The organism is Pseudomonas sp. Bc-h, assembly GCF_002080045.1.
Taxonomy (GTDB): Bacteria; Pseudomonadota; Gammaproteobacteria; order Pseudomonadales; family Pseudomonadaceae; genus Aquipseudomonas.
In genome coordinates this window covers 342,155-364,821 of sequence record NZ_MUIN01000012.1, presented here as the reverse complement: position 1 = coordinate 364,821, position 22,667 = coordinate 342,155, and the positions used below count along the sequence as shown (strand labels likewise).

The 22,667-nt window shown below is 60.1% G+C and carries 20 protein-coding genes; 7 read left to right on the top strand and 13 right to left on the bottom strand.

The genetic code is table 11. The features are described from left to right. Positions 1-88 precede the first annotated feature (88 nt). Genes BWR59_RS24745 through mexE form a run of 3 tightly spaced genes read right to left on the bottom strand, consistent with a single transcriptional unit; the run spans position 89 to position 5,934 of the window. Positions 89-1,486: a TolC family protein gene (locus BWR59_RS24745; protein WP_081568274.1), complete on the bottom strand. Its 1,398-nt coding sequence runs from the start codon at positions 1,484-1,486 to the stop codon at positions 89-91. Continuing rightward, positions 1,486-4,677 carry an efflux RND transporter permease subunit gene (locus BWR59_RS24740; protein WP_081568273.1) on the bottom strand — a complete coding sequence of 1,064 codons (3,192 nt, stop codon included), beginning with the start codon at positions 4,675-4,677 and terminating at the stop codon, positions 1,486-1,488. The genes BWR59_RS24745 and BWR59_RS24740 overlap by 1 nt, the downstream gene beginning before the upstream one ends. A 12-nt stretch (positions 4,678-4,689) precedes the next feature. Further along, a complete protein-coding gene (mexE, locus tag BWR59_RS24735) occupies positions 4,690-5,934 on the bottom strand; it encodes a multidrug efflux RND transporter periplasmic adaptor subunit MexE (RefSeq protein WP_081568272.1) in 1,245 nt (414 codons plus the stop codon). Positions 5,935-6,255: 321 nt separating this feature from the next. Between mexE and BWR59_RS24730 the strand changes: the two genes are divergently transcribed. Together BWR59_RS24730 and BWR59_RS24725 are read left to right on the top strand one after the other, a co-directional pair. Next, on the top strand, positions 6,256-6,573 hold the full coding sequence (locus tag BWR59_RS24730) for a helix-turn-helix transcriptional regulator (RefSeq protein WP_081568271.1): 318 nt from the start codon (positions 6,256-6,258) through the stop codon (positions 6,571-6,573). Further along, positions 6,566-7,825, top strand: coding sequence for a type II toxin-antitoxin system HipA family toxin (locus tag BWR59_RS24725; RefSeq protein ID WP_081568270.1), 1,260 nt, complete (start codon positions 6,566-6,568; stop codon positions 7,823-7,825). The genes BWR59_RS24730 and BWR59_RS24725 overlap by 8 nt, the downstream gene beginning before the upstream one ends. A gap of 35 nt (positions 7,826-7,860) precedes the next feature. Here the strand turns inward: BWR59_RS24725 and BWR59_RS24720 are convergent, their stop codons facing one another. Further along, complete coding sequence (locus BWR59_RS24720; protein WP_081568269.1) at positions 7,861-8,775, bottom strand: LysR family transcriptional regulator; 915 nt, start codon at positions 8,773-8,775, stop codon at positions 7,861-7,863. A 471-nt stretch (positions 8,776-9,246) separates the two neighbouring features. Here BWR59_RS24720 and BWR59_RS24715 point away from each other — a divergent pair, with 471 nt between their 5' ends. The 3 genes from BWR59_RS24715 to BWR59_RS24705 all read left to right on the top strand — a co-directional run bounded on the left by BWR59_RS24715 (position 9,247) and on the right by BWR59_RS24705 (position 13,909). Beyond that, positions 9,247-10,281 carry a zinc-dependent alcohol dehydrogenase family protein gene (locus BWR59_RS24715; RefSeq protein ID WP_081568268.1) on the top strand — a complete coding sequence of 345 codons (1,035 nt, stop codon included), beginning with the start codon at positions 9,247-9,249 and terminating at the stop codon, positions 10,279-10,281. A 638-nt stretch (positions 10,282-10,919) separates the two neighbouring features. Further along, the gene (locus BWR59_RS24710; protein WP_081568267.1) at positions 10,920-12,425 is read left to right on the top strand and encodes a hypothetical protein; all 1,506 of its coding nucleotides are present in this window, start codon (positions 10,920-10,922) and stop codon (positions 12,423-12,425) included. Positions 12,426-12,511: 86 nt separating this feature from the next. Continuing rightward, positions 12,512-13,909 (top strand): PLP-dependent aminotransferase family protein, encoded by a 1,398-nt coding sequence (locus BWR59_RS24705; RefSeq protein ID WP_081568266.1) that lies wholly within the window; start codon positions 12,512-12,514, stop codon positions 13,907-13,909. 151 nt (positions 13,910-14,060) lie between these two features. On the opposite strand, the gene BWR59_RS24700 is transcribed toward BWR59_RS24705, so the two are convergent. The 5 genes from BWR59_RS24700 to BWR59_RS24680 all read right to left on the bottom strand — a co-directional run bounded on the left by BWR59_RS24700 (position 14,061) and on the right by BWR59_RS24680 (position 17,547). Next, entirely contained in the window at positions 14,061-14,531 is a 471-nt protein-coding gene (locus BWR59_RS24700; RefSeq protein ID WP_081568265.1) for a DoxX family protein, read from the bottom strand. A 41-nt stretch (positions 14,532-14,572) separates the two neighbouring features. Then, positions 14,573-15,328: a DNA-binding domain-containing protein gene (locus BWR59_RS24695; protein ID WP_081568264.1), complete on the bottom strand. Its 756-nt coding sequence runs from the start codon at positions 15,326-15,328 to the stop codon at positions 14,573-14,575. Beyond that, on the bottom strand, positions 15,325-16,155 hold the full coding sequence (locus BWR59_RS24690; RefSeq protein WP_081568263.1) for a DUF692 domain-containing protein: 831 nt from the start codon (positions 16,153-16,155) through the stop codon (positions 15,325-15,327). The genes BWR59_RS24695 and BWR59_RS24690 overlap by 4 nt, the downstream gene beginning before the upstream one ends. A gap of 53 nt (positions 16,156-16,208) precedes the next feature. Further along, entirely contained in the window at positions 16,209-16,481 is a 273-nt protein-coding gene (locus tag BWR59_RS24685; protein WP_081568262.1) for a DUF2282 domain-containing protein, read from the bottom strand. 160 nt (positions 16,482-16,641) lie between these two features. Then, entirely contained in the window at positions 16,642-17,547 is a 906-nt protein-coding gene (locus BWR59_RS24680; protein WP_081568260.1) for a LysR family transcriptional regulator, read from the bottom strand. A gap of 124 nt (positions 17,548-17,671) precedes the next feature. On the opposite strand from BWR59_RS24680, the gene BWR59_RS24675 reads away from it, so the two are divergent. Continuing rightward, positions 17,672-18,430 carry an SDR family oxidoreductase gene (locus tag BWR59_RS24675; RefSeq protein ID WP_081568259.1) on the top strand — a complete coding sequence of 253 codons (759 nt, stop codon included), beginning with the start codon at positions 17,672-17,674 and terminating at the stop codon, positions 18,428-18,430. Between the two features lie 6 nt (positions 18,431-18,436). Here the strand turns inward: BWR59_RS24675 and BWR59_RS24670 are convergent, their stop codons facing one another. From BWR59_RS24670 to BWR59_RS24660, 3 genes are all read right to left on the bottom strand, one after another. After that, entirely contained in the window at positions 18,437-19,366 is a 930-nt protein-coding gene (locus tag BWR59_RS24670) for an AEC family transporter (RefSeq protein WP_081568258.1), read from the bottom strand. A gap of 188 nt (positions 19,367-19,554) precedes the next feature. After that, the gene (locus BWR59_RS24665; RefSeq protein WP_081568257.1) at positions 19,555-19,863 is read right to left on the bottom strand and encodes an RcnB family protein; all 309 of its coding nucleotides are present in this window, start codon (positions 19,861-19,863) and stop codon (positions 19,555-19,557) included. A gap of 171 nt (positions 19,864-20,034) precedes the next feature. Further along, on the bottom strand, positions 20,035-20,892 hold the full coding sequence (locus tag BWR59_RS24660; protein WP_081568407.1) for an SDR family oxidoreductase: 858 nt from the start codon (positions 20,890-20,892) through the stop codon (positions 20,035-20,037). Between the two features lie 85 nt (positions 20,893-20,977). Here BWR59_RS24660 and BWR59_RS24655 point away from each other — a divergent pair, with 85 nt between their 5' ends. Continuing rightward, complete coding sequence (locus BWR59_RS24655) at positions 20,978-21,433, top strand: helix-turn-helix domain-containing protein (protein WP_081568256.1); 456 nt, start codon at positions 20,978-20,980, stop codon at positions 21,431-21,433. On the opposite strand, the gene BWR59_RS24650 is transcribed toward BWR59_RS24655, so the two are convergent. After that, on the bottom strand, positions 21,420-22,520 hold the full coding sequence (locus tag BWR59_RS24650) for an SMP-30/gluconolactonase/LRE family protein (protein WP_081568254.1): 1,101 nt from the start codon (positions 22,518-22,520) through the stop codon (positions 21,420-21,422). The genes BWR59_RS24655 and BWR59_RS24650 overlap by 14 nt on opposite strands. Positions 22,521-22,667 lie beyond the last annotated feature (147 nt).

Sequence of the window (22,667 nt, the reverse complement as noted above, 5' to 3'; positions counted from 1 at the left end):
GACACAAAAAACAAAAAAGCCCCGAACCTTATGAGTCCGGGGCTTGAGCAGGGCAGTGATCACGCTACCCCGCGACAGCGGTTTGCGGTCAAGCGTTGGGCTGCCAACCGCCGCCCAGCGCTTTGTAGATCGCCACAATCCCGCGATACAGATCGATCTCGGCCAGCGCCTGGCTGTCCTCCGCCGCAAGACGCTCACGTTCGGCATCGAGCAGTACCAGGAAATCGGCTGTGCCTTCCTTGTACTGAATGCTCGCCAGACTGGCCGCCGAACGGCTGGCTTCACTCTGACGAACCAGCGACACCAGACGCTGCTGACGTTTGTCGTAATCGCTGAAGGCGTTCTCGGTTTCCTCCAGCGCCAGCAACACCTGCTGCTCGTAGTTGGCCAGCGCGCCCTCGGCATCGGCGTTGGCGCCACGAATCCGTGCTCTTACGCTGCCCAGGTCAAACGCCGCCCACGTGATGCTCGGGCCCAGCCCCCAGGCTTGCGCAGCACCGGAACCGATCTGCGAACCACGGCTGGCGGTGAAGCCCAGAAAGCCGCTGAGGCTGACCCGTGGGAACAGGTCGGCGGTCTGCACGCCAATCCGCGCGGTCTGCGCGGCCAGTTGCCGTTCAGCACTGAGCACGTCAGGACGGTTTTCCAACAGTTTGGTCGGATCACCGATCGGCAATGCCTTGGAGATCGCAGGAAGCTTGGCCGGGGCCAGGCTCACGGTCATTGCATCCGGACGCTCGCCCAGAAGGGTCGCGATCCGGTTGCGCTCACGCACCTGCTCGGCCTGCAACTGTGGAATGCTCGCTTCCACGGCGGCCAGACGCGCATCGGCCCGCACCACGTCGATCTCGTTACCCACGCCTTCGTCACGCAATTGCACGGTGACGTTGCGCGAATCCTGCTGGTTTTTCAGGTTGTCCCGGGCAATGTTTTCTCGCAGTTGCGCGCCACGCAGCTGACCGTAGGCATCCACCAGCTCGGCGATCATCGTCACCTGCAGCTGATACAGATTGGCCTCGGCCACTTGCTGATCGGCCTCGCTGGCTTCCAGTTCGCGCTGGATGCGACCGAACAAGTCGATCTCCCACGCCATGTCGAGGCCCAGGTCGTAACGTTCCTGGTTGACCCGGTGCTCGGTTTCACCGGGGACCTGAGCGCGGCCGACCTGGCTGCTGGCGCGGCTGGTCACCACTGGCATGGCATCGTTGCTGATGTCATCGCGGATCGCACGCGCAGCTTTCAGGCGGGCGAAGGCGACGCGCAGTTCGCGGTTGCCTTGCAGTGACTCGGCAACCAGCTTGTTCAGGGTCGGATCATCGAACTGCTGCCACCAGATGGTTTCGATGCGGCTGCGATCATACGTGCTCTGCGTGGCGGCCTGGATATTGGCCGCCGCGGTATCCGGCTTCTTGTAGTCAGGGCCGACGGCACAGGCCGCCAGCGCCAGGACCAACAGGCTGGGCAGGAAGAGTTTTGCAGCCTTCATCAATGAGCCTCCGGAGCGATGGACTGAACGCGTTGAGCCTTGGCCGCTTTGCGAGCCTCTTTGCGTTCGACGAAATTACGAATCAGGACATAGAACACCGGTGTCAGCAGCAGACCGAAGAAGGTCACGCCAAGCATCCCGGAGAACACCGCGACACCCATGGCGTGACGCATTTCGGCACCGGCACCGCTGGACAGAACCAGTGGCACGACACCCATGATGAACGCGAACGAAGTCATCAGGATCGGCCGCAGACGCAGGCGGCAAGCTTCCAGAACGGCCTCCAGCGGCGTCTTGCCTTTTTCCTGTTCGTCCTTGGCGAACTCGACGATGAGGATGGCGTTCTTACAGGCCAGGCCCACCAGTACGATCAGACCGATCTGGGTGAAGATGTTGTTGTCGCTACCGGCGATGATCACACCGGCGATGGCCGACAGCAGGGTCATCGGTACGATCAGGATCACCGCCAGCGGCAGGCTCCAGCTTTCATACAGCGCGGCCAGTACCAGGAACGCCAACAGCACGCAGAGCGGGAAGACCAGCAGTGCAGTGTTGCCCGACAGGATCTGTTGGTAGGTCAGGTCGGTCCACTCGTAGGTCATGCCGTTGGGCAGTTCCTCTTTGAGCAGTTTGTTCATGGCTGCTTCCGCCTGGCCCGAACTGAAGCCTGGACCCGCAGCACCGTTGATTTCCGCGGTAATGAAACCGTTGTAGTGCATCACGCGATCCGGGCCCGAGGTGTTGGTGACGTGCAGCAGTGTCGCCAGCGGGATCATTTCGCCCAGGTTGTTGCGCACTTTCAGTTGACCGATCTGTTCGGCGTCCTGGCGGAATTTCTGTTCAGCTTGTACGTTGACCTGATAGGTACGACCGAAACGGTTGAAGTCGTTGGCATACAGCGAGCCCAGGTACACCTGCAGGGTGTCGAAGATGTCGCTGATGGCCACGCCATGGGTCTTGGCCTTTTCACGGTCGATGGCGGCGTCCACTTGCGGCACGTTCACGGTGTAGCTGGTGAACAGGGCGGCGAGTTCCGGCACGCTGCGGCTCTTGGCAATGACGTTCATCGTCTCTTTATAGAGTTCGTCATAACCCAGGTTGCCACGGTCTTCGATCTGCAGGCGGAAACCACCGATCGTACCCAGCCCCTGAACCGGCGGCGGCGGGAAGATCGCCATGTAGGCTTCCTGGATCGACGCGTACTTGCCATTCAACGCACCGGCAATCGCACCGGCCGACTCACTGGCAGCCTTGCGCTCTTCGAACGGCTTGAGGGTCACGAACACGATGCCGGAGTTGGGGCTGTTGGTGAAACCGTTGATCGACAGGCCAGGGAACGCCACCGCACTTTCGACACCCGGCTGCTTCAGCGCGATGTCGGACATGCGCTTGATCACGTCCTCGGTGCGGTCAAGGCTTGCGGCGTCCGGTAGCTGTGCGAAGGCGACCAGGTACTGTTTGTCCTGCTGCGGCACGAAGCCGGTCGGGGTGGTCGAGAAGCCCAGCCAGGTCATGACGATCAAGCCGGCATAGACCACCAGCGCGACGCCGCTGATGCGGATCACCCGACCCACCGTGCTCACATAACCGTTACTGGCTTTGACGAAGAAACGGTTGAACGGGCGGAACAGCCAACTGCCGAGCAGTTTGTCGAGGAAGCGCGAGAAGCCGTCTTTCGGGGTGTCGTGGGAGCGCAACAGGACCGCCGCCAACGCCGGCGACAGGGTCAGCGAGTTGAAGGCCGAAATGACTGTCGAGATGGCAATGGTCAGAGCGAACTGTTTATAGAACTGCCCCGTGAGGCCGGAGATGAACGCCGCCGGTACGAACACTGCACACAGCACCAGCGCCGTCGCGATGATCGGGCCGGTCACTTCACGCATGGCGATCTGTGTGGCTTCCATCGGCTCATGGCCGAGCTCGATGTTGCGCTCGACGTTTTCCACCACCACGATGGCGTCGTCCACCACGATACCGATGGCGAGAACGAGGCCGAACAATGACAGCGCGTTGAGCGAGAAGCCGAACAGGTGCATGACTGCGAACGTACCGATCAGCGACACCGGCACGGCGGCCAGCGGGATGATCGAGGCACGCCAGGTCTGCAGGAACAGAATCACCACCAGTACAACCAGGATCAGCGCTTCGAACAGGGTGTGAACCACTGCTTCGATGGAGCCACGCACGAAGATGGTCGGGTCATAGACGATGCTGTAGTCCATGCCTTCGGGGAAGTTCTTCTTCAGCTGTTCCATTTCGCCGCGCACTTCGTTGGAAATGTCGATGGCGTTGGAGCCCGGGCGCTGGAAGATCGGAATCGCCACCGCAGGCTGGTTATTCAGCAGCGAACGCAGGGCGTATTGGCTGGAGCCCAGTTCGACCCGTGCGATGTCTTTGACGCGGGTGATTTCGCCATTCTCGCCGGCGCGGACGATGATGTTTTCGAACTCTTCCTCTGTGACCAGACGGCCTTGAGTGTTGATTGACATCTGGAAGCTGGTGGCGCTAGGCGAGGGCGGTGCGCCCAACTGGCCGGCTGCAACCTGACGGTTCTGTTCACGAATGGCGTTGACCACGTCGGTGGCGGTGAGGTTGCGCGAAGCAGTCTTGTTCGGGTCGAGCCAGACACGCAGCGAGTAGTCGCCCATACCGAACAGCTGCACGTCGCCGACACCGTTCAGGCGAGCGAGCTCATCCTTGATGTTCAGCACTGCGTAGTTGGACAGGTAGAGCATGTCGTAACGCTGATCAGGGGAGGTCAAGTGGACCACCATGGTCAGGTCAGGGGAGGCCTTGTCCACGGTGATACCGATGCGCGTCACTTCTTCCGGCAGCTTCGGTTCGGTCCGGGTAACGCGGTTCTGCACCTGCACCTGCGCGGTGTCGAGGTTGGTACCCAGCGCGAAGGTGATGGTCAGGGTCAGCTTGCCGTCGGCTGTGGCCTGAGAGGACATGTACAGCATGTTCTCGACACCGGTGATCGCCTGTTCCAGTGGAGCAGCCACGGTTTCGCCGATGACCTTGGGGTTGGCGCCGGGGAAGTTGGCGCGCACGACCACGGTTGGCGGCACGACTTCCGGGTATTCGCTGATCGGCAGCTGAAACAGCGAAATGGCACCGGCGATCAGGATCAACAGCGATAGCACCGCTGCGAAGATCGGTCGTGTGATAAAGAATTTGGAGAAATTCATCGAGTGTGTCCCTTAACCGCGTGGCGTAGCGGCAGCGGCAACCTTGGCGTCCAGTTTTTTCTGGGCCTGAGGTTGGTTGCTGGCTTCAAGTGCTTGGCGTTGTTGTTGCAGAGCGGCGAGGGTCTCGGCGCTGGCCATCTGGGTGTCCTGCGGATCGATCGGCGAGCCCGGACGCACACGCTGCAGGCCGCTGACGACGATGCGGTCGTCCTTGGCCAGACCGCTGCGCACGATCCGCAGGCCTTCGAGTTTCGGGCCCAGGTCAACGTTGCGGTAAACGGCCTTGTTGTCCTTGTCGACCACCAGCACGAATTTCTTGCCCAGGTCGGTCCCGACCGCCTCATCCTTGATCAGCATGGCCGAGTAGGTGCCGCTGCCGACCAGCTTCAGGCGAGCGTAAAGACCGGGGGTGTATTCGCCCTTGCTGTTGTCGAACACGGCGCGACCGCGGATGGTGCCGGTGCGCGGATTGACCTGGTTGTCGACGAAGTTCATCTGGCCCTGATGCGGGTTTTCGGCTTCGTTGGACAGGCCCATGTACACCGGAGTGGTTGCGCCACGTTTGCCGTCGCGGGCCAGTTGGTTGTACTTGAGGAACACGCGCTCGTCAGCGTCGAAATAGGCATAGACCTTATCGGTGGAAACGAGGCTGGTGAGGATGGTCTGGTCGGCGGTGACGATGTTGCCGGAGGTGATCTCCGCACGGCTGACACGACCGGTGATCGGCGCGGTAACCCGGGTGAAACTCAGGTTCAGGCGTGCCAGGTCAAGCTGGGCCTGAATGGCCGCCACGGCAGCCTTGGATTCCTGCGCGGTGGTGGTCCGCGAGTCGGCCAGCTCTGCCGAGATCGCGTTGTTGGTGCGCAGACGCTCGCCACGCTGGGCTTCGTTGTTGCTGCGTACCGACGCCGCCTTGGCCTGTTGCAGTTGTGCTTCGAGACGGTGCACTTCGGCTTCGAACGGCCGCGGGTCTATCTGGAACAATAGATCGCCTTTCTTTACCAGCGCGCCGTCGGTAAATGCCACCGAATCGATCTGACCGGATACCCGAGGGCGGACCTGTACGGTTTCCGGCGCTTCCAGGCGTGCGGTGACTTCATCCCACTCGTTGACCGGTTGCTCAAGCACTTTGGCCACGTTGACCTTGGCCGCAGCCGGTGCTTGAGCAGCTGTCTCCGGGCCTTTCCCGCAAGCACTGATCACGACCAGTGCCAAAGCGGCAAGGGGATAGCGCAAAGGAGTAAGTGACTGAACCATGGGAAAATCCGCCGACGTTATTAAGATTGGCGGATTCTGTTCCTGAGGGTTTTATTGCACGAATCGAATACGACGAAGGTAAATATCAGTGGGAATGATATTTGGCCTGGTAAAGGCTCTGGAACGGGCCTGAGCGAGTTCGGGTGCGTGTGGGCTTGAACTTGAGAGATGCTTGCCTCGAAGGCGCAACTCTACGTGTAAACAAAAGCTGTGCTGGAACGGGTCGGCTAGCAGCTCCGGGCGGTTAGCGGCACACATTGTCATTTTTCATAAATCCACTATTCTGTGTTTTATGTCAGCTTTTAACGGTTTACGCACATTATGTTGGATTTAGGATTCAGTAGACCTGAAGAAATCGTCAAGCGCCTGTGCGACCGGCTTCGCAGCGAGCGCTTGACTCAGCAAATGACTCAGGCAGAGGTTGCAAGCCGTGCCGGCATCGCGACCAACACGGTGTCCAATCTTGAGGCCGGACGCAATGTCGGGCTCGAAAACGTGATCCGGGTGGCCATGGTGCTCGGCCGAAGCAAGGAGCTTGAAGGCTTGTTCATGCCACGGCTCGACAGCCTTGAGGACATTCGCCGTTATGAGAACAGCGTCGGTCGCCAGCGCATCAAGAGGAAAACCGACAATGCTTGAGCAGGTCGAGGTCTATTACGACGGTTGGGGTGAACGGTGGCTGTGGGGTACGCTCGCCTCGACCAAAGCCCTCTCCGTGCGTCCGCAGATCGTGTTCGAGTACAGCGACGAAGCGAAACGCAGAGGCCTCGAACTGTCGTCCTACACGCTGCCGCTAAAGGGCGACAGGTTGCGCAAAGGTTTTCCATCCCATCAACTGGAATTGCCAGGCCCTGTCTATGACTCCTTGCCCGACGGCTGGGGCATGCTGCTAATGGACAGGTTGTTCAGACGCCGCGGCCTCAATTCGGCGCGAATAGGAGCGCTGGAGCGTCTTGCGTACATTGGCGATAACGCGATGGGAGCAATGTCGTTCGAGCCTGTGGCGCCTGAGTGGGCGGAACAGCAAATGCCAGTCTCTCTCGACCTTCTGGCCGCAGAGGTGCAGGAAGTTCTTAACGGTGAAGGCGGGGAGTTCCTGCAGAAACTGCTCTTGGTAGGGGGCTCCCCCCAAGGCGCCAGGCCCAAGGCGTTGGTCTACCGCGATCCAGCGTCCGGTGTCTTCACCACCGTTGCAGCGCCGGGACTTGAAGCCTGGCTGGTCAAGTTTCCGGGCCGGGAAGAGCATCCCGAAGTGTGCGCGATCGAAATGGTCTATGCCGAGCGGTTACGCACATGCGGCATCGAGACTCAGGACACACGGTATTTCAGTTTGCCCAACGGCCTCGCAGCCTTCGCGACCAGACGCTTTGATCGCAAACTGGGAATGCGGGTGCCAATGCAGAGTCTTGCGGCCTTCACCGGAGCCGACTTCAAAACCCCGGGCGTTCTGGACTACGTCAATTTCCTGCGCGCCACCCAGATGTGTACCAATGACGTGCGGGAAAAGGCGCTGGCATTCGAGCGTGCGGTCTTCAATGTCGCATTCAACAACCGAGACGACCATCCCAAGAACTTTGCCTATGTCATGCAAGCCTCGGGCGGGTGGAAACTGGCGCCAGCATATGACGTGACGTTTTGCGAAGGCCCGGGGGGCTACCACCAGATGGACGTCATGGGGGAAGCTTTGGCCATAAGCCGCAAGGCTTTGCTCAAGCTTGCGCAGGAAGCCGAGGTCAGCGTGGACGTGGCAAACCGCACCGTTGACAGGATTTGCGCGGCCGCCAGCGAGTTTGCCGTGGTGGCAGAGAGGCTGTACCCGGAAGTGATCACCCGGGATACCTTGCAGATCATTCAGAAACGCATCGACGAGAACCTCGAGCTACTTCGCTAGCCGGTATTCTGGACCGCCTGGCAAAAGGCCGATGCTTAGAGGCTGTCCGGGTCGCCAAAGAACATCTGAATTCGTGAACGCAGCCAGCGCTCGCCTGGGTCGTTGTCCTGAGAACCGCGCCAGGCCATGTGCAGTTCGAAGGTGCGGGATTCCAGCGGCAGCTCTTCGGAGCGCACGCCGCCGGCGGCCGTCAGCACTTCGGCCGCGTAATCCGGAACGGTGGCGACGATATCGGTGCCGGAGATGAGTGTCGCCAGACCGTTGAACTGCGGGACGGCGAGTACGACGTGGCGCTTGCGTCCGATTTTCTCCAGATATTCGTCGATGAAGCCGCCCAGATCGCCCGCGAATGAGACCAGCGCATGAGGTCGGGCACAGAAGTCGTCGAGGGTGATGGCGCCGGGCATGGAGTCGGCGCGCAGCAGTCTGGGGCGACTGCGGCGCAGCACCTTGCGTTTGGCGTTGGCGGGCAGGTCGTCGGTGTAGCTGACACCAATGGAGATCTCGCCGGACGAGAGCAGCGCCGGCATCAGGATGTAGTTGGTGCGGCGCACGACCAGCACGATGCCGGGTGCTTCCGAACGCAGGCGTTTGAGCAGTGATGGCAGCAGGGCAAACTCGGCGTCATCGGACAGGCCGATACGGAACACGGCGGTGCTGGTGGCCGGATCGAAATCGGCGGCGCGGCTCACGGCGGTTGAAATGGAGTCCAGCGCAGGGGAGAGCAGGCCGAAGATCTCGACGGCGCGGGCCGTGGGTTCCATGCTGCGCCCGGTGCGTACGAACAGCGGGTCGTCGAACAGACCCCGCAGGCGGGAGAGGGCGGCACTGATGGCGGGCTGGCCGAGGAACAGCTTCTCCGCTGCACGCGTGACGCTGCGTTCATGCATGAGGGTCTCGAACACGATGAGCAGGTTGAGGTCGACGCGACGCAGGTCGTTGCGATTCATGACGGGGGTCTCGGGGACATTGGTCGATACGTTGGCCACCCGACAAGGCAGCCAGTGTTCAGCTCAGGATCGAATATTACGGGCAAACGCCGATTCTCCGCACCGTTAAATTCGTGCGCAAGCATACAAACGTGTTACCCATCACGGCCGTCGATGATTTACGGTGAACCTTGTACGAAGGATTCAGCCCAACAGATAGGCAGCCTGAATGGCTCAAACCCCACGGCCGCGGGCAGGTTTCGCGCCATCGAAGAGGACGTTCATCCGGAAAATGCCCTTCGGGTTGCAATGTGAAGGCGAGAAAACAACAATGACCGCCTTGAATACGTGAGCATTCGATGGTTATCTAATGACCGCCTTTCAACAATAGAATCGATGACAGGCATGTCGACTATTAATAGCCACTGATAGTGTTACCGGCAGAGCCCGGATAGAGTTCATGGCATCAAGGTTCATAAGGCGAGGTTCGAAATGTCCCGCACGATCCGTTTTCATCAGTTTGGCCCGGCCGAGGTGCTCAAGGTAGAAGAGCAGCAAGCCGCGTTGCCAGCACCCGGAGAGGTGCAGATACGCGTCCAGGCGATCGGTGTGACCTGGTATGACGTTCTGTGGCGACAAAATCTGGCGTCCTCCCAGGCTCAGTTGCCTGCGGGTCTGGGTTCGGAAATGGCCGGCGTGATCACTGCCGTCGGCGAAGGCGTGAATGATCTGAAGGTCGGTGACAAGGTCGCCAGCTTTCCGTCCGCCAACCCCAACTCACACCCTGTGTACGGCGAGCAGATCGTGCTGCCGCGCACGTCCGTGACCAAGTATCCCGATATTCTGACGCCCAATCAGGCGGCCGTTCACTACACCCCGATGCTGGTGGCGTACTTCGCATACGTGGAGTTGGCACGGGTCAAAGAAGGGCAGACTGCATTGGTCACCGATGCGGGTCACTGCGCCGGTCCTGCGTTCCTGCAGTTGGGCAAGGCGCTGGGGCTCAAAGTCATCGCCGCGATCAAGACCGACGATGAAGAGGGCACTGCTCGCCAGTACCTGACCTCCCTTGGCGCTGACAAGGTGGTGGTGACCGAAGAGCAGGACCTTTTGATGGCGGTCAACAAATACACCGACAAGCGTGGTGTGGATGTGGTGCTCGACGGTTTGGGCGGCCCGCAGATGTCGATTCTGGGCGATGTTCTAGCGCCCCGTGGCAGCCTGATTCTTTACGGCCTGCAGGGTGGCAACCAGGTTCAGTTCCCGGCCTGTGCCGCGTTCCAGAAGAACATCCAGTTCTTCGTGCATTGCGTGGGTAACTTCACTGGCAAGCCCGAGTTGGGCATTGCGCAGGACAAGGAAGCGGTTGAGCGGGCATTGCTCAAGATCAACGAGCTGACCCGTGACAAACTGCTGTTGCCGCAACTGACCAAGGTCTTCCAGTTCGATCAGATCGTGGAAGCGCACCGCGTGATGGACGGTTGCCCTGTTGGCGGTCGTGTCGTGGTGGAAGTCGAGTCTGCCTGAGCGCAATTCACCGCGCTTGTTTGAATGTTCGACGCCTTTGGCCGGGCGTCGAGACAGTGGATCCGGACATCGGTTCAAAGATGCCGCCCGTCACTTACTCTGGCCATGCAATACCCGACAAAGCCTTCCCGGATGACGAGGAAGGCTTTTTTGTTTATGTGCTGAACGTTTTTAAACGCCTGTGTGTAAATGAAGACGTGTTGAAATAGAGCCTTGTTATTCCGGTTTGAGGGACTTGTATTAAACACCGGTGTTTAACCGGGCGCAGTGTTTAGTGGAAAGCTGACAGGCAATGCGTCGCCGATCTGTACCTTGTAATTAATATTCAGATCCCGATAATAGTTGCGTAAAACATACTCAAGGAACGAGTCATGCCCTCATTGTTTTTACGGCCGTCAATCGCGCCGTGCCGTGCACCTCCCACCGCAGCCGTCGGGGCCGTAGCCCAAGGTTCATCATGCCGACAGCTCTTTGTACGGTTGCCGAACAGCTCGCTCCTGGACAGTTGCTAATTGCTACTCAGTGCACGGATCGCAATATTAACTGGCGCCGCGCAATCGTTAAACTCTCTTGTTGCAACGGCGAATCGTGACGGGTTCGACAGGATCGCTGAACCGAGTATTTCAGGTATTGAAGTTATGGGCTCCATTCACGAGCAGGCAATGAACTATGTCTATCAGCAAGTGCTGCAGCGCTTGTTGAGTTATTTCAACCGTGCGGAAAAAACAGCGCTGCAGTTATTGATACAGCGCCTTGTTGTGGCCGCCGGGGGGATTGAGCAAATCGGCCATTACAAGATTCTGGTGGCATTCAGCGGCGGTAAGGACAGCGCCTACACCGTCGCTCTGTTGCGTGCCGCGCAGCTGAGTATCGCCGCTCGGGCGCCTGCGACGTTCAACCTGCGCGTCGCCAATATGCGTCATGCAGGTCTGACCTCTGCGGTGATGGAGAACATCAATCGCTGCTATTCAGCGTTGTTTCTGCACGACGATCCGCGGGTTGAGCTGCTGGTGGTCGATCACCAGTACGTTCAGAATTTCGAGGTAGATTTGCCGTTTTCCAGCGCCGGCCGCGAACAGAATCGATCCGACATGTTATTGGGCGGGCACCTCACCGCAGGCGACGCACGAACCACCTTTTGCAACAGCTGTTATCTGGGCATGGCCGAGTTTCTCGGCAGAGCGGCGTGTTGGGGCTCTGGCGCCGACGCCGTGGTCAGCGGAGATTCGCTGAAGGAGCAGAAGCAGTACGCGACCTGGATCATGCGCCTGGCGAGGCACAATGGCCGTCCCGTAGAAAACTGGCACAGGCTGAGCTTCAGCAGCGCACTGCATACCATCGACAGCGTGGGGCGGGCCTATTACCGCGAGCTTTATGGCGAAGAGCCGCAGCCAGCCGGTTTCATGCTTCGCCCGCTGGGCTATCCGAACAAGCCTGTCGCCCCGACATTTCTGGCAGTGGCCGATCTGATCGGTTTTCGCCTGGAAGAGCACTGGGCGTTGCTGACGGACTTCCTGGGCTTTCGCTTCGACGATCTGGCGTTCAGTTTCAGCGAGTCTGATTGTGCGAACCCGCTGCTGATGGCGCACATGCGTGGGCTTAAGGCCGAATTCGTACAGGGTCGCGCCTACGCCGACGGGATTCACGAGTACCTGGAACTGGCCGCTGCAATGATGCGGCGCAAGCGCATGCCTCGGCGCTTGATCGATCAGGCGATGGCGGCCTACGACAGCCCCGAGAAACTTGAGGAACGACGCGCTCTTGCTGAAGGTTACGCCCAAGAGGGCTTTGGCCTGAGTGAGGTGCAATTGGTCTGTCTGCTGTTCACCCCCTTTGTCGATGCGGGGGCACGGCTGGAGGACTTTCTACGTCGTTTCCACCCCGGCATGCTGGTGGCGCTGGCGGATCTGCACAGGGCACTGGCGGGGCTGCCAGCACCGGATCAGGTGCTTCAGTGGCTGGTAGAAGTCAGCGGCCTGAGCCTCAAGGGGCTGCAGAATCTCTACGGCAAGCGGCGGGTCGACTTCAACGACAACAGCTCGATCATCGCGCGAGTTCGCGCAAGCGATCCGGACAAAGGACGCGTGATGACCGTGAATCTTGAGAGCGGAGAGGCGGTGTCGGAGTTGATCTCCGGCCGCTGACCCGTGCGCGCTGGAATCGGGCGCGGACATGTTGACCGCTATTTTTCTCATTGACCCTGCGTATGCGCATGGATGGGGTGTGTTCGATGAATAACAACAAGACCGATTTTGCCTATCAGATGGTGTACCGCTATCTGTCGAGGCTGACCAACGAACTGCCTGGTGGCCCGGCAGTGAAATTACCCTCCCTGCGACTGCTCGCACGGCGATTGCGGGTGTCCATTTCCACGGTGCAGAACGCCTATTCGCTGCTGGAGAAGGAAGGCCGGATCTGCTCGGTACCCAAATCGGGTTACTACGCGCTGCCGCAGCCCTGCAACGACACCCATTGCGAGGGCAACGATCTGCTGGAGCGCTATCAGGCGGGGACTCGGCGCCCGGAGATGTTCGTGTTCGGCGCCGACGAGCCGACGCTGCTGCAATCTCTGGACGGAGCTTTGCTCAATCTGGAGCGGGACCTGATGCGGCAATACCCGTGTCAGCCCGATCCGCGCTTTCAGCCCTTTGGCGACATCGAACTGCGAACGGCGCTTGCGGCTTATTACACCTCGTCGACCGAGCGTTGCTGGCATCCGGATAACGTCTTCATCGGCCCGGACAAGACCGGGGTCTTGAAGACCGTACTCAAGGCGTTGCAGTTGCGCGACTGCGCGGTGCTGGTGGAGTCGCCCTGTGCCTGGAGCATGCTCCGTACGCTGCAATCCTTTGGCATTCGCGTCGTCGAGTTATGCGCCGATGCCGAGGGCGTCATCGATACCGATGAGCTCAATGGGTTGCTGCAACATGGTGAGGTCAAAATGGCGATCCTGTCCTCGCGCATGGATTCGGTGCGGGGCCGGATCATGGGGGCGGAGCAGCGTCAGCGCCTGGCGGACGTGCTAAATCGGCAGGGCCTTTGGGTGCTGGAGAACGACAGTCAGGGCGGGCTGTGCTTTGACGAACAAGCCACGCCGCTGCGCGACCTGATCGATCCGGAGCGGCTGCTCATCCTGGGCGCGTTCGACAAGACCATCGGGCTCGAAGCACCGTTCGGGTATCTGCTGAGTCGGCATTCCCGGCCGTTGTGGCATCAGCAGATGCTGCTTCGCTCGTTCCGTTTGCCACCGATACGGCAGAAAGCGATTGCGCGCCTGCTCAGTTCAGGTCAGCTCGACCGGCATCTGCAGAGTCTGCGTCAAAGTCTTCAGGAGCGGGTCGGGCATCTGACTACGTTGATCGACCGCTACCTGGGCGAGGACGTTCGCTTCGAGCACCCGCAGGGTGGGGCGACGATCTGGCTGAACAACGTGCACCGGGTCGATATGGGCCGCGTGTTCGAACGCTTGCTGGAGCAACGCATCGTTATCGCCCCGGGAGAGCTGTTCAGTGTGCGCGGGCTGCATCAGCAGAGTCTGTGTCTGAGTGGTGCGGCGGACTGGAGTCAGAACATCGAATCGATGCTGGTGATCATCCGCAATGCGTTGGTTCAGGAGCGTCTGGGGTAACCCGGTTCCATCCAGGATCTCGACCCAAGCGCAAAACCGTTGTAGCAGTCCGGCTTGCCGGCGGTGAGGAACTCATGGTCGTCGGCGGCAAACGGACCGCCGCCCGACCGGGCTGCTACGGGCTGCTATAGGGTTGGTCTCCGATGGGGGCTTATTTGATCCCCAGTTTATGGTCCAGCGACAGCTTGCCTGCGCCCTTGGCGATGATGATCAGCAGCAATCCGGCCCAGGTCAGGTGCGTGGCCCAGGCGTCGGGGTAGACGAACACTTCGATCACGGTGGTCATGCCCAGCAGGGCGAACGCCGACAGCCGCGAGAACAGGCCCAGAATCAACAGCAGCGGAAACAGATGCTCGGCATAGGCAGCCATGTGCGCCGCAATTTCCGGGGGCACCAGCGGCAGTTTGTACTCGGTGCGGAACAGCTCGTATGTGCTGTCGGTGATGGTCAGGAAACCCTCGACTTTGGTTCGTCCGGACATCAGAAAGACACCGGCTATCGCAAAGCGGGCGATCAGTGACAGTAGCGAATCGGTGATGAGCAGATGCAGGCGATCGGCGATACGGGTCCAGCCGCCGCGCAGGTGTTTTTGCTCTGACAGGTCAGTGCGAAGGGTATCCATGGTCTTCTCCGGTCCCCGAAGGGAAGGTCAATCGGTCAGGTTCAGGAACGTTCGGTCGCTGCAAACACATCGGCGCCGACCAGTCGGGTAAGCAGTTGGAGGATGTCCAGCGACGGTTGGATACCGCTGGCGTTTGCCGCCGCTTGGGCAAGCGATGCGCCGCCAGCGCAGGCATCGAGAAACGCGCACTCGCCGATGGTCATGGCATGCCAGGTGACGACTCCGCCGCTGCGCACCAGCAGTGCGCCTTCGCCTTGCCATTCGAGCTGTTCCGGCATCTCAAGCTGTTCGCGGTTGTGCCGCCAGATAGTGAACACCGGCTGTTCGGCAAACCACGACCACCGTGCGGCGGCTCGCGGCCTGAGCAACAGTGCTCCCAGCTGTTCAGGGGTGAGGGTAGCGAGTTGAGTCAGGTCTGTGCCGGGCTCTTCGGCGGCCGTGTGGCATTGGTTCCACAGCAGATCGAGGCGCGCCACGTTGCCCAGATAGGGCATCTGTTGCGCGTGCTCGAAACGGTCGAGAAAGTCGGGGAAATCACCCCCGTGATAGACCAGTCGCGCATCGACCGCAGGGGCGTGACGTGCGTGAATCGCTGCCGCCGCGAGGAACCATTCGGTGCCAACCAGACGTTCGACGGTGGGGAAGTTCGCCTGCAACGCGTCCACTGCGCCCTTCATCACGGTGTTGCGATAGACCGTGAAACCGGGCTGTCGGGTCAATAGCGTCAGGGTGTCGGCTTCGGGGTCGTACAGCGCTTCGACGAAGGCGTCCTGAAATTCGCTCAGGGAGGTGTTCATGACAGCGTCTCCATCAGGTTCTGAGCCCGGTCGCGTTCCAGCAGCAGTTCGCCGAACGGTGGGATGTGGTCGTCTCTTTCAATCAGCGTCGGTCTTGCCCCGACGCGCTGAATCAAACGCTGGTACAGCGACCAGACCGCTTCGGCCACCGGCGCGTCGTGGGAGTCGATCAGCAACGAAGCACCTCCGGGGTCGACGCTGTGCCCGGCCAGATGAATCTCCATGATCGCCTCACCAGGAAAGGCATCGACGTAAGCCTTGGCGTCGTAGCCCATGTTGTGAGCGCTGAGAAACACGTTGTTGATGTCCAGCAGCAGGCCGCAACCGGTGCGTTTGTTCAGTTCGGCGAGGAATTCGGTCTCACTGAAATCATGGCCCTGCATGCGCACGTAGTGGCTCGGGTTTTCGATGGCGATGCGTCGCTGGAGAAACTCCTGGGTGCGCTGGATGTTGTCGGCGATGCGCCGCAGGGCTTCCTCGGTGCGAGGAAACGGCAGCAGATCGGGGTGATACTGACCCCGCCAGGCGGACCAGGCGAGGTGCTCGGAAACAAGGGCGGGCTGAATTCGGTCGGCAAGGTTCTTGAGCCGCTGCAAGTGCTCGGTGTCAGGCGCACAATCGGCCGCCAGCGACAGTGACACACCATGCAACGACAGCGGATGACGGCTGCCGATCGTTTCCAGCCATGCCAGGCGCGGGCCGCCGTCGATCATGTAGTTTTCCGGATGGACTTCAAACCACAACCCCTTGGCAGCGCAGTCGTACGCGGCTTCGTAGTGGTCGGCCTTGAGGCTCAGTCCGGCACCCAGTGTGAGTGATGTGTTCATGATCGACGTCTGCCCTTGCAATGGTTTTACGGTGTTGCCTGACGTAGTCGAAATTACATCGAGGTCAGCGAGCCCATGCCATGCGGGGTCTTGATCGAGGTGCAGGTGCCGGCAGGGACGTTTTTCCAGGCGTTGGTCTGGTAGTCGGTCTTGGCGGTGCCAGCGCAGGTGGTGCCGGCGCCAGCCTTGCAGTCATTCTTGCCGGCCATGGCCACGCCGTAGCATTTTTCCATGGCTGGAGCGGCCATTTTCGTTTCGGCGGCCATTGCACCGGTAGCCATGGAAGCGAGAGCCAGAGCAACGGCAGCGAGTTTGATGTTGGTCATGTTGTTTCTCCAATTACCTGATTGAGGGTGGTCGCAGCACCAGCGCGCGAGTGACGCTGTGCATCTGATCCGAAAGGTAGTTCGCTGGAGAAACGAGGATGGTTACAGGCCGTTGCAAATATTCTTAAAAAAAATTTGTCGCCAGAAACCCGCTCACGCGTTACCTCACCACGCCATATTCCACGAGCAATTCCTCCATCCAGTCCATGAACACGCGGCAACGCTGTGGCAGATGTCGGCGGTGGGCGTAGAGCAGTGAAACGGGCATCGGCGCGGGTTGGTAATCAGGGAGAATTTCCACCAGATCGCCGCGCTGCAACTGGTGGACCTTGGAGAGGCGAGGAGCCTGGACGATACCGAGCCCGCCGAGACAGGCCGCTTCATAGGCTTCGACGTTGTTTACCTTGACGCTACAGGGCATGGCGACACTGTAGTCCTTGTCGTCGCGGTGGTACTCGAACAGGGCGCTGTTTGCGCCAAAAGCGGAGACGTAATCAATCAGCCGGTGCTGCTGCAGGTCTTCCAGCGTGTGCGGCACGCCATAGCGTTCGGCGTACCCGGTGCTGACACAATTGATCATCCTGAAGTGACCGACATTGCGGGCCACCAGTGAGGTGTCAGCCAATTCGCCGACGCGCATGACACAGTCGAAGCCCTCGCGTACCAGATCGACACGGCGGTCGGTGCTGCTGATTTCCAGCTCGATCAGTGGATGGCGCTCAATGAATTCACTCAGTCGTGGCATCACCAGCCGGCGCGCCACGGCGGTGGGCATGTCGACCCGCAGCCGACCGCTGAGCACGGCGTTGTCCTGTCGAAACAGGCTCTCCACCTCATCCATCTGCGCCAGCAGATCCTTGCTGCGCTCATACAGCACCTGGCCGTCGGGGGTGGTCTGCACCTTGCGCGTGGTGCGCAGCAGCAGTCGGGTATCCAGCAGTTGCTCCAGTGCCCGAATCTGCTCGGACACACTGGAGCGCGGCAGACCCAGAGCGTCGCTGGCGAGGGTGAAGCTTGAAAGCTCGGCGACGCGGACGAAAGTCTTGAGCAGTTCCAGTTTGTTCATCACGATGCCTCTCAATTGTTCGGCTCAGTCGATCAGTCATTTCGATTGTCGGGAGTTTATCGAATACCCGTCGAACAATACTCTGGTCCTCACTGACTGAACACAGCCATTCGAGGAAACACAGATGAGCAACAAGATCGCGATCATCACCGGCGCCAGCCGTGGCTTGGGCAAGAACACCGCGCTGCATCTGGCGCGCCAGGGCGTCGACATTATCGGCACCTATCACAGCCGTGAAGACGACGCGCAAACGGTCGTCGCTGAAATCGAAGCGCTCGGCGTCAAGGCCAGGATGCTGCAGCTGGATGTCGGCGACAGCAGCCGTTTCGAGACTTTCGCCGCGCAGGTGTCGGCGCTGCTGGGTGCATATTTCAAGGCCGAACGCTTTGATTTTCTGGTGAACAATGCAGGCGTTGGCATGTATGCCAGCTGCGCGGAAACCACCGAAGCGCAGTTCGATCAGTTGATGAATGTGCATCTCAAAGGGCCGTTTTTCCTGACCCAGAAACTCATCCCGCTGATCGCCGATGGCGGCCGTATCGTCAACATCTCTTCGGGTCTGGCACGCTTCTCGCCCGTCGGTTATGCGGCCTATGCGTCGATGAAAGGCGGGATTGAGGTCTGGACCCGCTACCTGGCCAATGAACTGGGCCCGCGCGGTATCACTGTCAATGCGATTGCTCCTGGCGCCATCGAAACCGATTTCGGCGGCGGTACTGTGCGTGACAATCAGGATGTGAATGCGTGGGTGGCGGCGAACACTGCGATGGGCCGTGCCGGTTTGCCGGACGATATTGGCGCGGCGATCGCGATGCTGCTGGGCGACGGCGGGCGCTGGATCACCGCACAACGCATCGAGGTTTCGGGTGGGATGTTCGTCTGACCAGCCTCAACCCTTGATGTAATAGATACACAGCGACAAGGTCACCAGCGAGCCGAGGGTCGACATCAGGATGGTGCTGGATACCACCGACGCCTCGCGCTTGTAGTACTCGGCCAACATGAACGGTCCGGTGCCGGTGGGCAGGGCGCTGAGCAACAGTGCGGAGTTAGCCCACAGTGGCGGCAGGTGAAAGACGCGAAAGGCCAGAAACCAGGTCAGTAGCGGATGAGCGATCAATTTGATCAACACCAGGAGGCTCGTGCCATGGCGCGGGCCTTGTTGTTTGTGGGCCAGAAACAACCCCAGAGAGATCAGTGCGCAAGGCGTGGTTGCGGCCCCGAGCAGGCTGAGAAACTTGTCCAGCGCGCCGGGCAGCGGGATGCCGGTCCAGGCCCAGCAGGCCCCGAGAATCGGCGACACCACCAACGGATTCTTCGCCAACGCGCGCAGGACCTTGAGCACGATGCGGTGCACATGGGCCTCGCTCTGCAGACCGATCTCGATGCACACCAGCGCAATGCCGAACAGCACGCAGACCACCAGCAGCGAGGCGATCAGCGCAGGTTCAAGGCCACTTTGCCCCAGCACCATCACGCACAGGGGAATGCCGATGTAACCGGTGTTGGCGTAGGAGGCGCTCAACGCGTCGATGCTGGCGTCGGCAAAATGCCCGGCTTTTTTGCGACGAAGCAGCAGCGTCACGACGAACATCGTCATCGTCGAAAGCGTAAATACCAGCACGAAACCGGGGTGCCAGATCTGCTCCCAGGTGGCGGTTGCCGTGGCGTTGAACAGCAAGGCCGGAAGGCACAGCCAGACCACCATCCGGTTGATTTCCGAGGCGGCGGTGGGGCCAAGACGATTGGTACGACGACACAGATAACCGACCAGGATCAGGGCGAAGATCGGTAACAGCACACTTAAAACGGAAGACATCTAATCTCGGCCCTTGGCAAGTGCGGATGGCACGTTGAAACAAGCGGTCAAGATTAAGGTTCGAAATCGTTAGCGTCCAACCTTTCTTGCCGCTTGGGGCAGGATTTCATCCTTGCCGAGCCCTGATCCAGAGCGGTCGGCGGAAAAACGGGGAGGGTGTCCGAACGAGGGCCGGACACCGCGAGGGCCTATTTTTTTACCGGGGTGATGTCGGTGATCTGACCGTTGGTGGTCTGCACCTGAACGTACTTGTCGTTGATCTGCACCCACTGGCTCTGCTCGGCAGGTGCCTTAAGGCCCTTGGCTTTCCAGTCCTTGATCGCGGCGCCAGGACGCTGGAATTTTTCCGGCGCGCGGTCGCCTTTTTCCAGATCGCGCATGTTGTCTTTGGAGGGTTGAACGGTCTGCGCTGGTGCGTCCTCGGCCTGTACCGCGAAACTGCTGAGCGAAACGCAGCCCAGGATCGTCAGACTGGCGATGAGCGTTTTTCTATTCATTAGGGAGCTCCTTTTCCAGTGCGTAATGCGCTGTTCATTAGCTCCGACCCTGGGTGCGGTGAATCATTCACTGGATTTACGACAAGTGTGGGGGGCTGTAGCCGTCCGGCTTGCCGGCGGTGGGTCGTTCAAAGACACCTCCGGGAAGCCGGACGGCTACAGGGAGGGGTGTCAGTCAGCGAGGGTTGCAGTCACGCTAACCGACAACGGCGTGGTTGCCCGACCAGTCAGCTTGCTCAACTGATGTCCATCATCGAACAACGCCCCTTTGGCTGCGGCCGCATCCGAGTTCGCCAACAGTTCAGCGACGAACTCAGGCAAACCCGCCTGCAACAGCGCGGCCTTGTATTCGGCCTCTGGCAGATCGGTATAGCTCACCGGTTTACCCGCCTGACGACTCACTTCAGCGGCAAATTCGCCAAGGGTGTACGACGTATCGCCAGCCAGTTCATAGACCCGACCGGCCTGATCGTCGCCGGAAGTCAGCACTGCGACCGCCGCATCGGCGTAGTCCGCACGCGCCGCCGAACTGATGCGGCCTTCGCCAGCGCTGCCGAAATGCGCGCCGTGGGCCAGGTCTCCAGGGATGCCAGCGGTGTAATTCTCGTTGTACCAGCCGTTGCGCAAGATGACCCCCGGCACGCCCGAGGCCGCCAGCGCCGTTTCGGTTTGACGGTGTTCTTCGGCCAGACCCAGCAGCGAGGTGTCGGCGTGCAATACGCTTGTGTACGCCAACAGTTTTACGCCGGCCTTTTTCGCCGCATTGATCACCGCCTGGTGCTGGGCGACGCGCTGGCCGACTTCGCTGGAAGAAATCAGCAGGACTTTCTCGGCGCCGGTGAAAGCGCTGTCCAGCGTGGCGGGTTGCGAATAGTCCGCCTGACGAACCTGAATGCCCCTGGCCGCCAGATCGGCTGCTTTCTCAGGGCTGCGCACGGCGGCGACGATTTGCGAAGCGGGGACCTTTTGCAGCAGTCGATCAATAACGAGACGGCCAAGCTGACCTGTTGCACCGGTGATCACGAACATGATGATTTCCTGCATGACGATGAATGTGCGATCAGCATAGTCATCATGCTAACCTTTCGTAAGTACGTACGAAAAGGTAAGTGTCATCAACGATATCGCCAGTCCCTCTTCAGAAAACGTTTCGCTGCTCGAGCGTATCCGCATGGGCGAAATCCTGGCGCGAGATTGCCCCTCGCGGGAAATTCTCAACCATGTCTGCAGTCGTTGGGGCGTGCTGGTGCTGGTGGTGTTGCTGGACGGCATGCATCGCTTCAGTGAGTTGCGCCGCAAGATCGGTGGGGTCAGCGAGAAGATGCTGTCGCAGACCCTGCAAAGCCTGGAACAAGACGGCTTCATCGATCGCAAGGCCTTGCCGGTCGTACCTCCCCATGTCGAATACAGCCTGACGCCCCTGGGGGTGGAGGTGGCAAAGCAGGTGGATGGGTTGACCTCTTGGATCGAACAGAACCTGCCGCGCATCATGGAGGCGCGGCAGGCGAGGGAAGCCGCTGTAGCGCAGGCGCTAACAGAACCCAAAGCACCAACACTCAGCCGAACGTAGCGCCTCGGGTGTTCACGAACAGCGAATAGATCGAATGGCTGCTCGCCATGAACAACCGGTTGCCTTCACGGCCGCCGAAGCACAGGTTCGGGCAGCGTTCAGGCAACGAGATGTGCCCGATGGCCTTGCCCTGGGGGTTGAACACGCGCACCCCGTCGAGTTTTTCCAGGTCGGCTTTCGGGTCGCCATTGCCGCCCCAACCGCACCACAGATTGCCCGCTTCGTCGCATTTCATGCCATCGATGGCGGCGTAATCCAGGCCTTCGATGTGCTTGCGCCGCGCCCCCAGGCTGCCATCGTCGTTGACGGTGATCGCCCAGATCAGGCGATTGGGCGTGGCTCGACCTTCGACCACGTAGAGAATCTTTTCATCCGGTGAGAAGCACAGCCCGTTGGGGCCTTTCATGTCGTCGATGACCCGTGTGACTTTGCCGCTCTGCCCATCAATGCGATACACGGCGTGAGGTTGTGTCGGGGTGATCTTGTGGCCTTCGTAGTTGTTGCCGGTCTGGAACGGCGGATCGCTGAACCAGATCGAGCCGTCGCTCTTGCAGACGATGTCATTGGGCGAGTTGAAGGGCTTGCCGTCGAAGCTGTCTGCCAGCACGGTGATTCGGCCGTTGGGCTCGGTGCGGGTGATGCGGCGACCTTCGCTGGTGGTGGTCGAGCCTTCGCAGACGATCAGCCGGCCCTGACGATCTCGGCACATGCCGTTGGAGAAGTTGGAGTTCTCGCGGTACACGGTGAAGGTGTCGGTGATTTCGTCCCAGCGCATGATGCGGTTGTTGGGGATGTCGCTGACCAGCAAATATCGTCCGTCGCCGACCCACACCGGACCTTCTGCCCAGCGCATGCCGGTGGCGAGTTTTTCGACGCCAGCGTTGAACACGCGCAGTTCCATAAAGCTGTCGTCGAGGATGTGAATCAGCGGGTCGGGATAACGTTGGCTCAGCGGCTCCACCGCGCTGGCCATGCGGGGCAGGGCGAAGCTGCCAGCAGTGGCGAGGGTGGCCGAAACAGCCAGGGATTTTTTCAAGAAACTTCTACGACCGTCGTTGCCGGTGAGGTCAGAAAGCGTTGAGTCCATGTAGCGATCTCCGTTGAGTTGTTTTTCTTACGGGCGCGCTAGTAATACCTTGTGATAAGACATCGTACAAGTTGATTTGCAGCTTGGATGTGATCGGTTCGATTTTCCGAAAGACAGGTCAGACGCTGGTTTTTGGAAGGCGCAGAC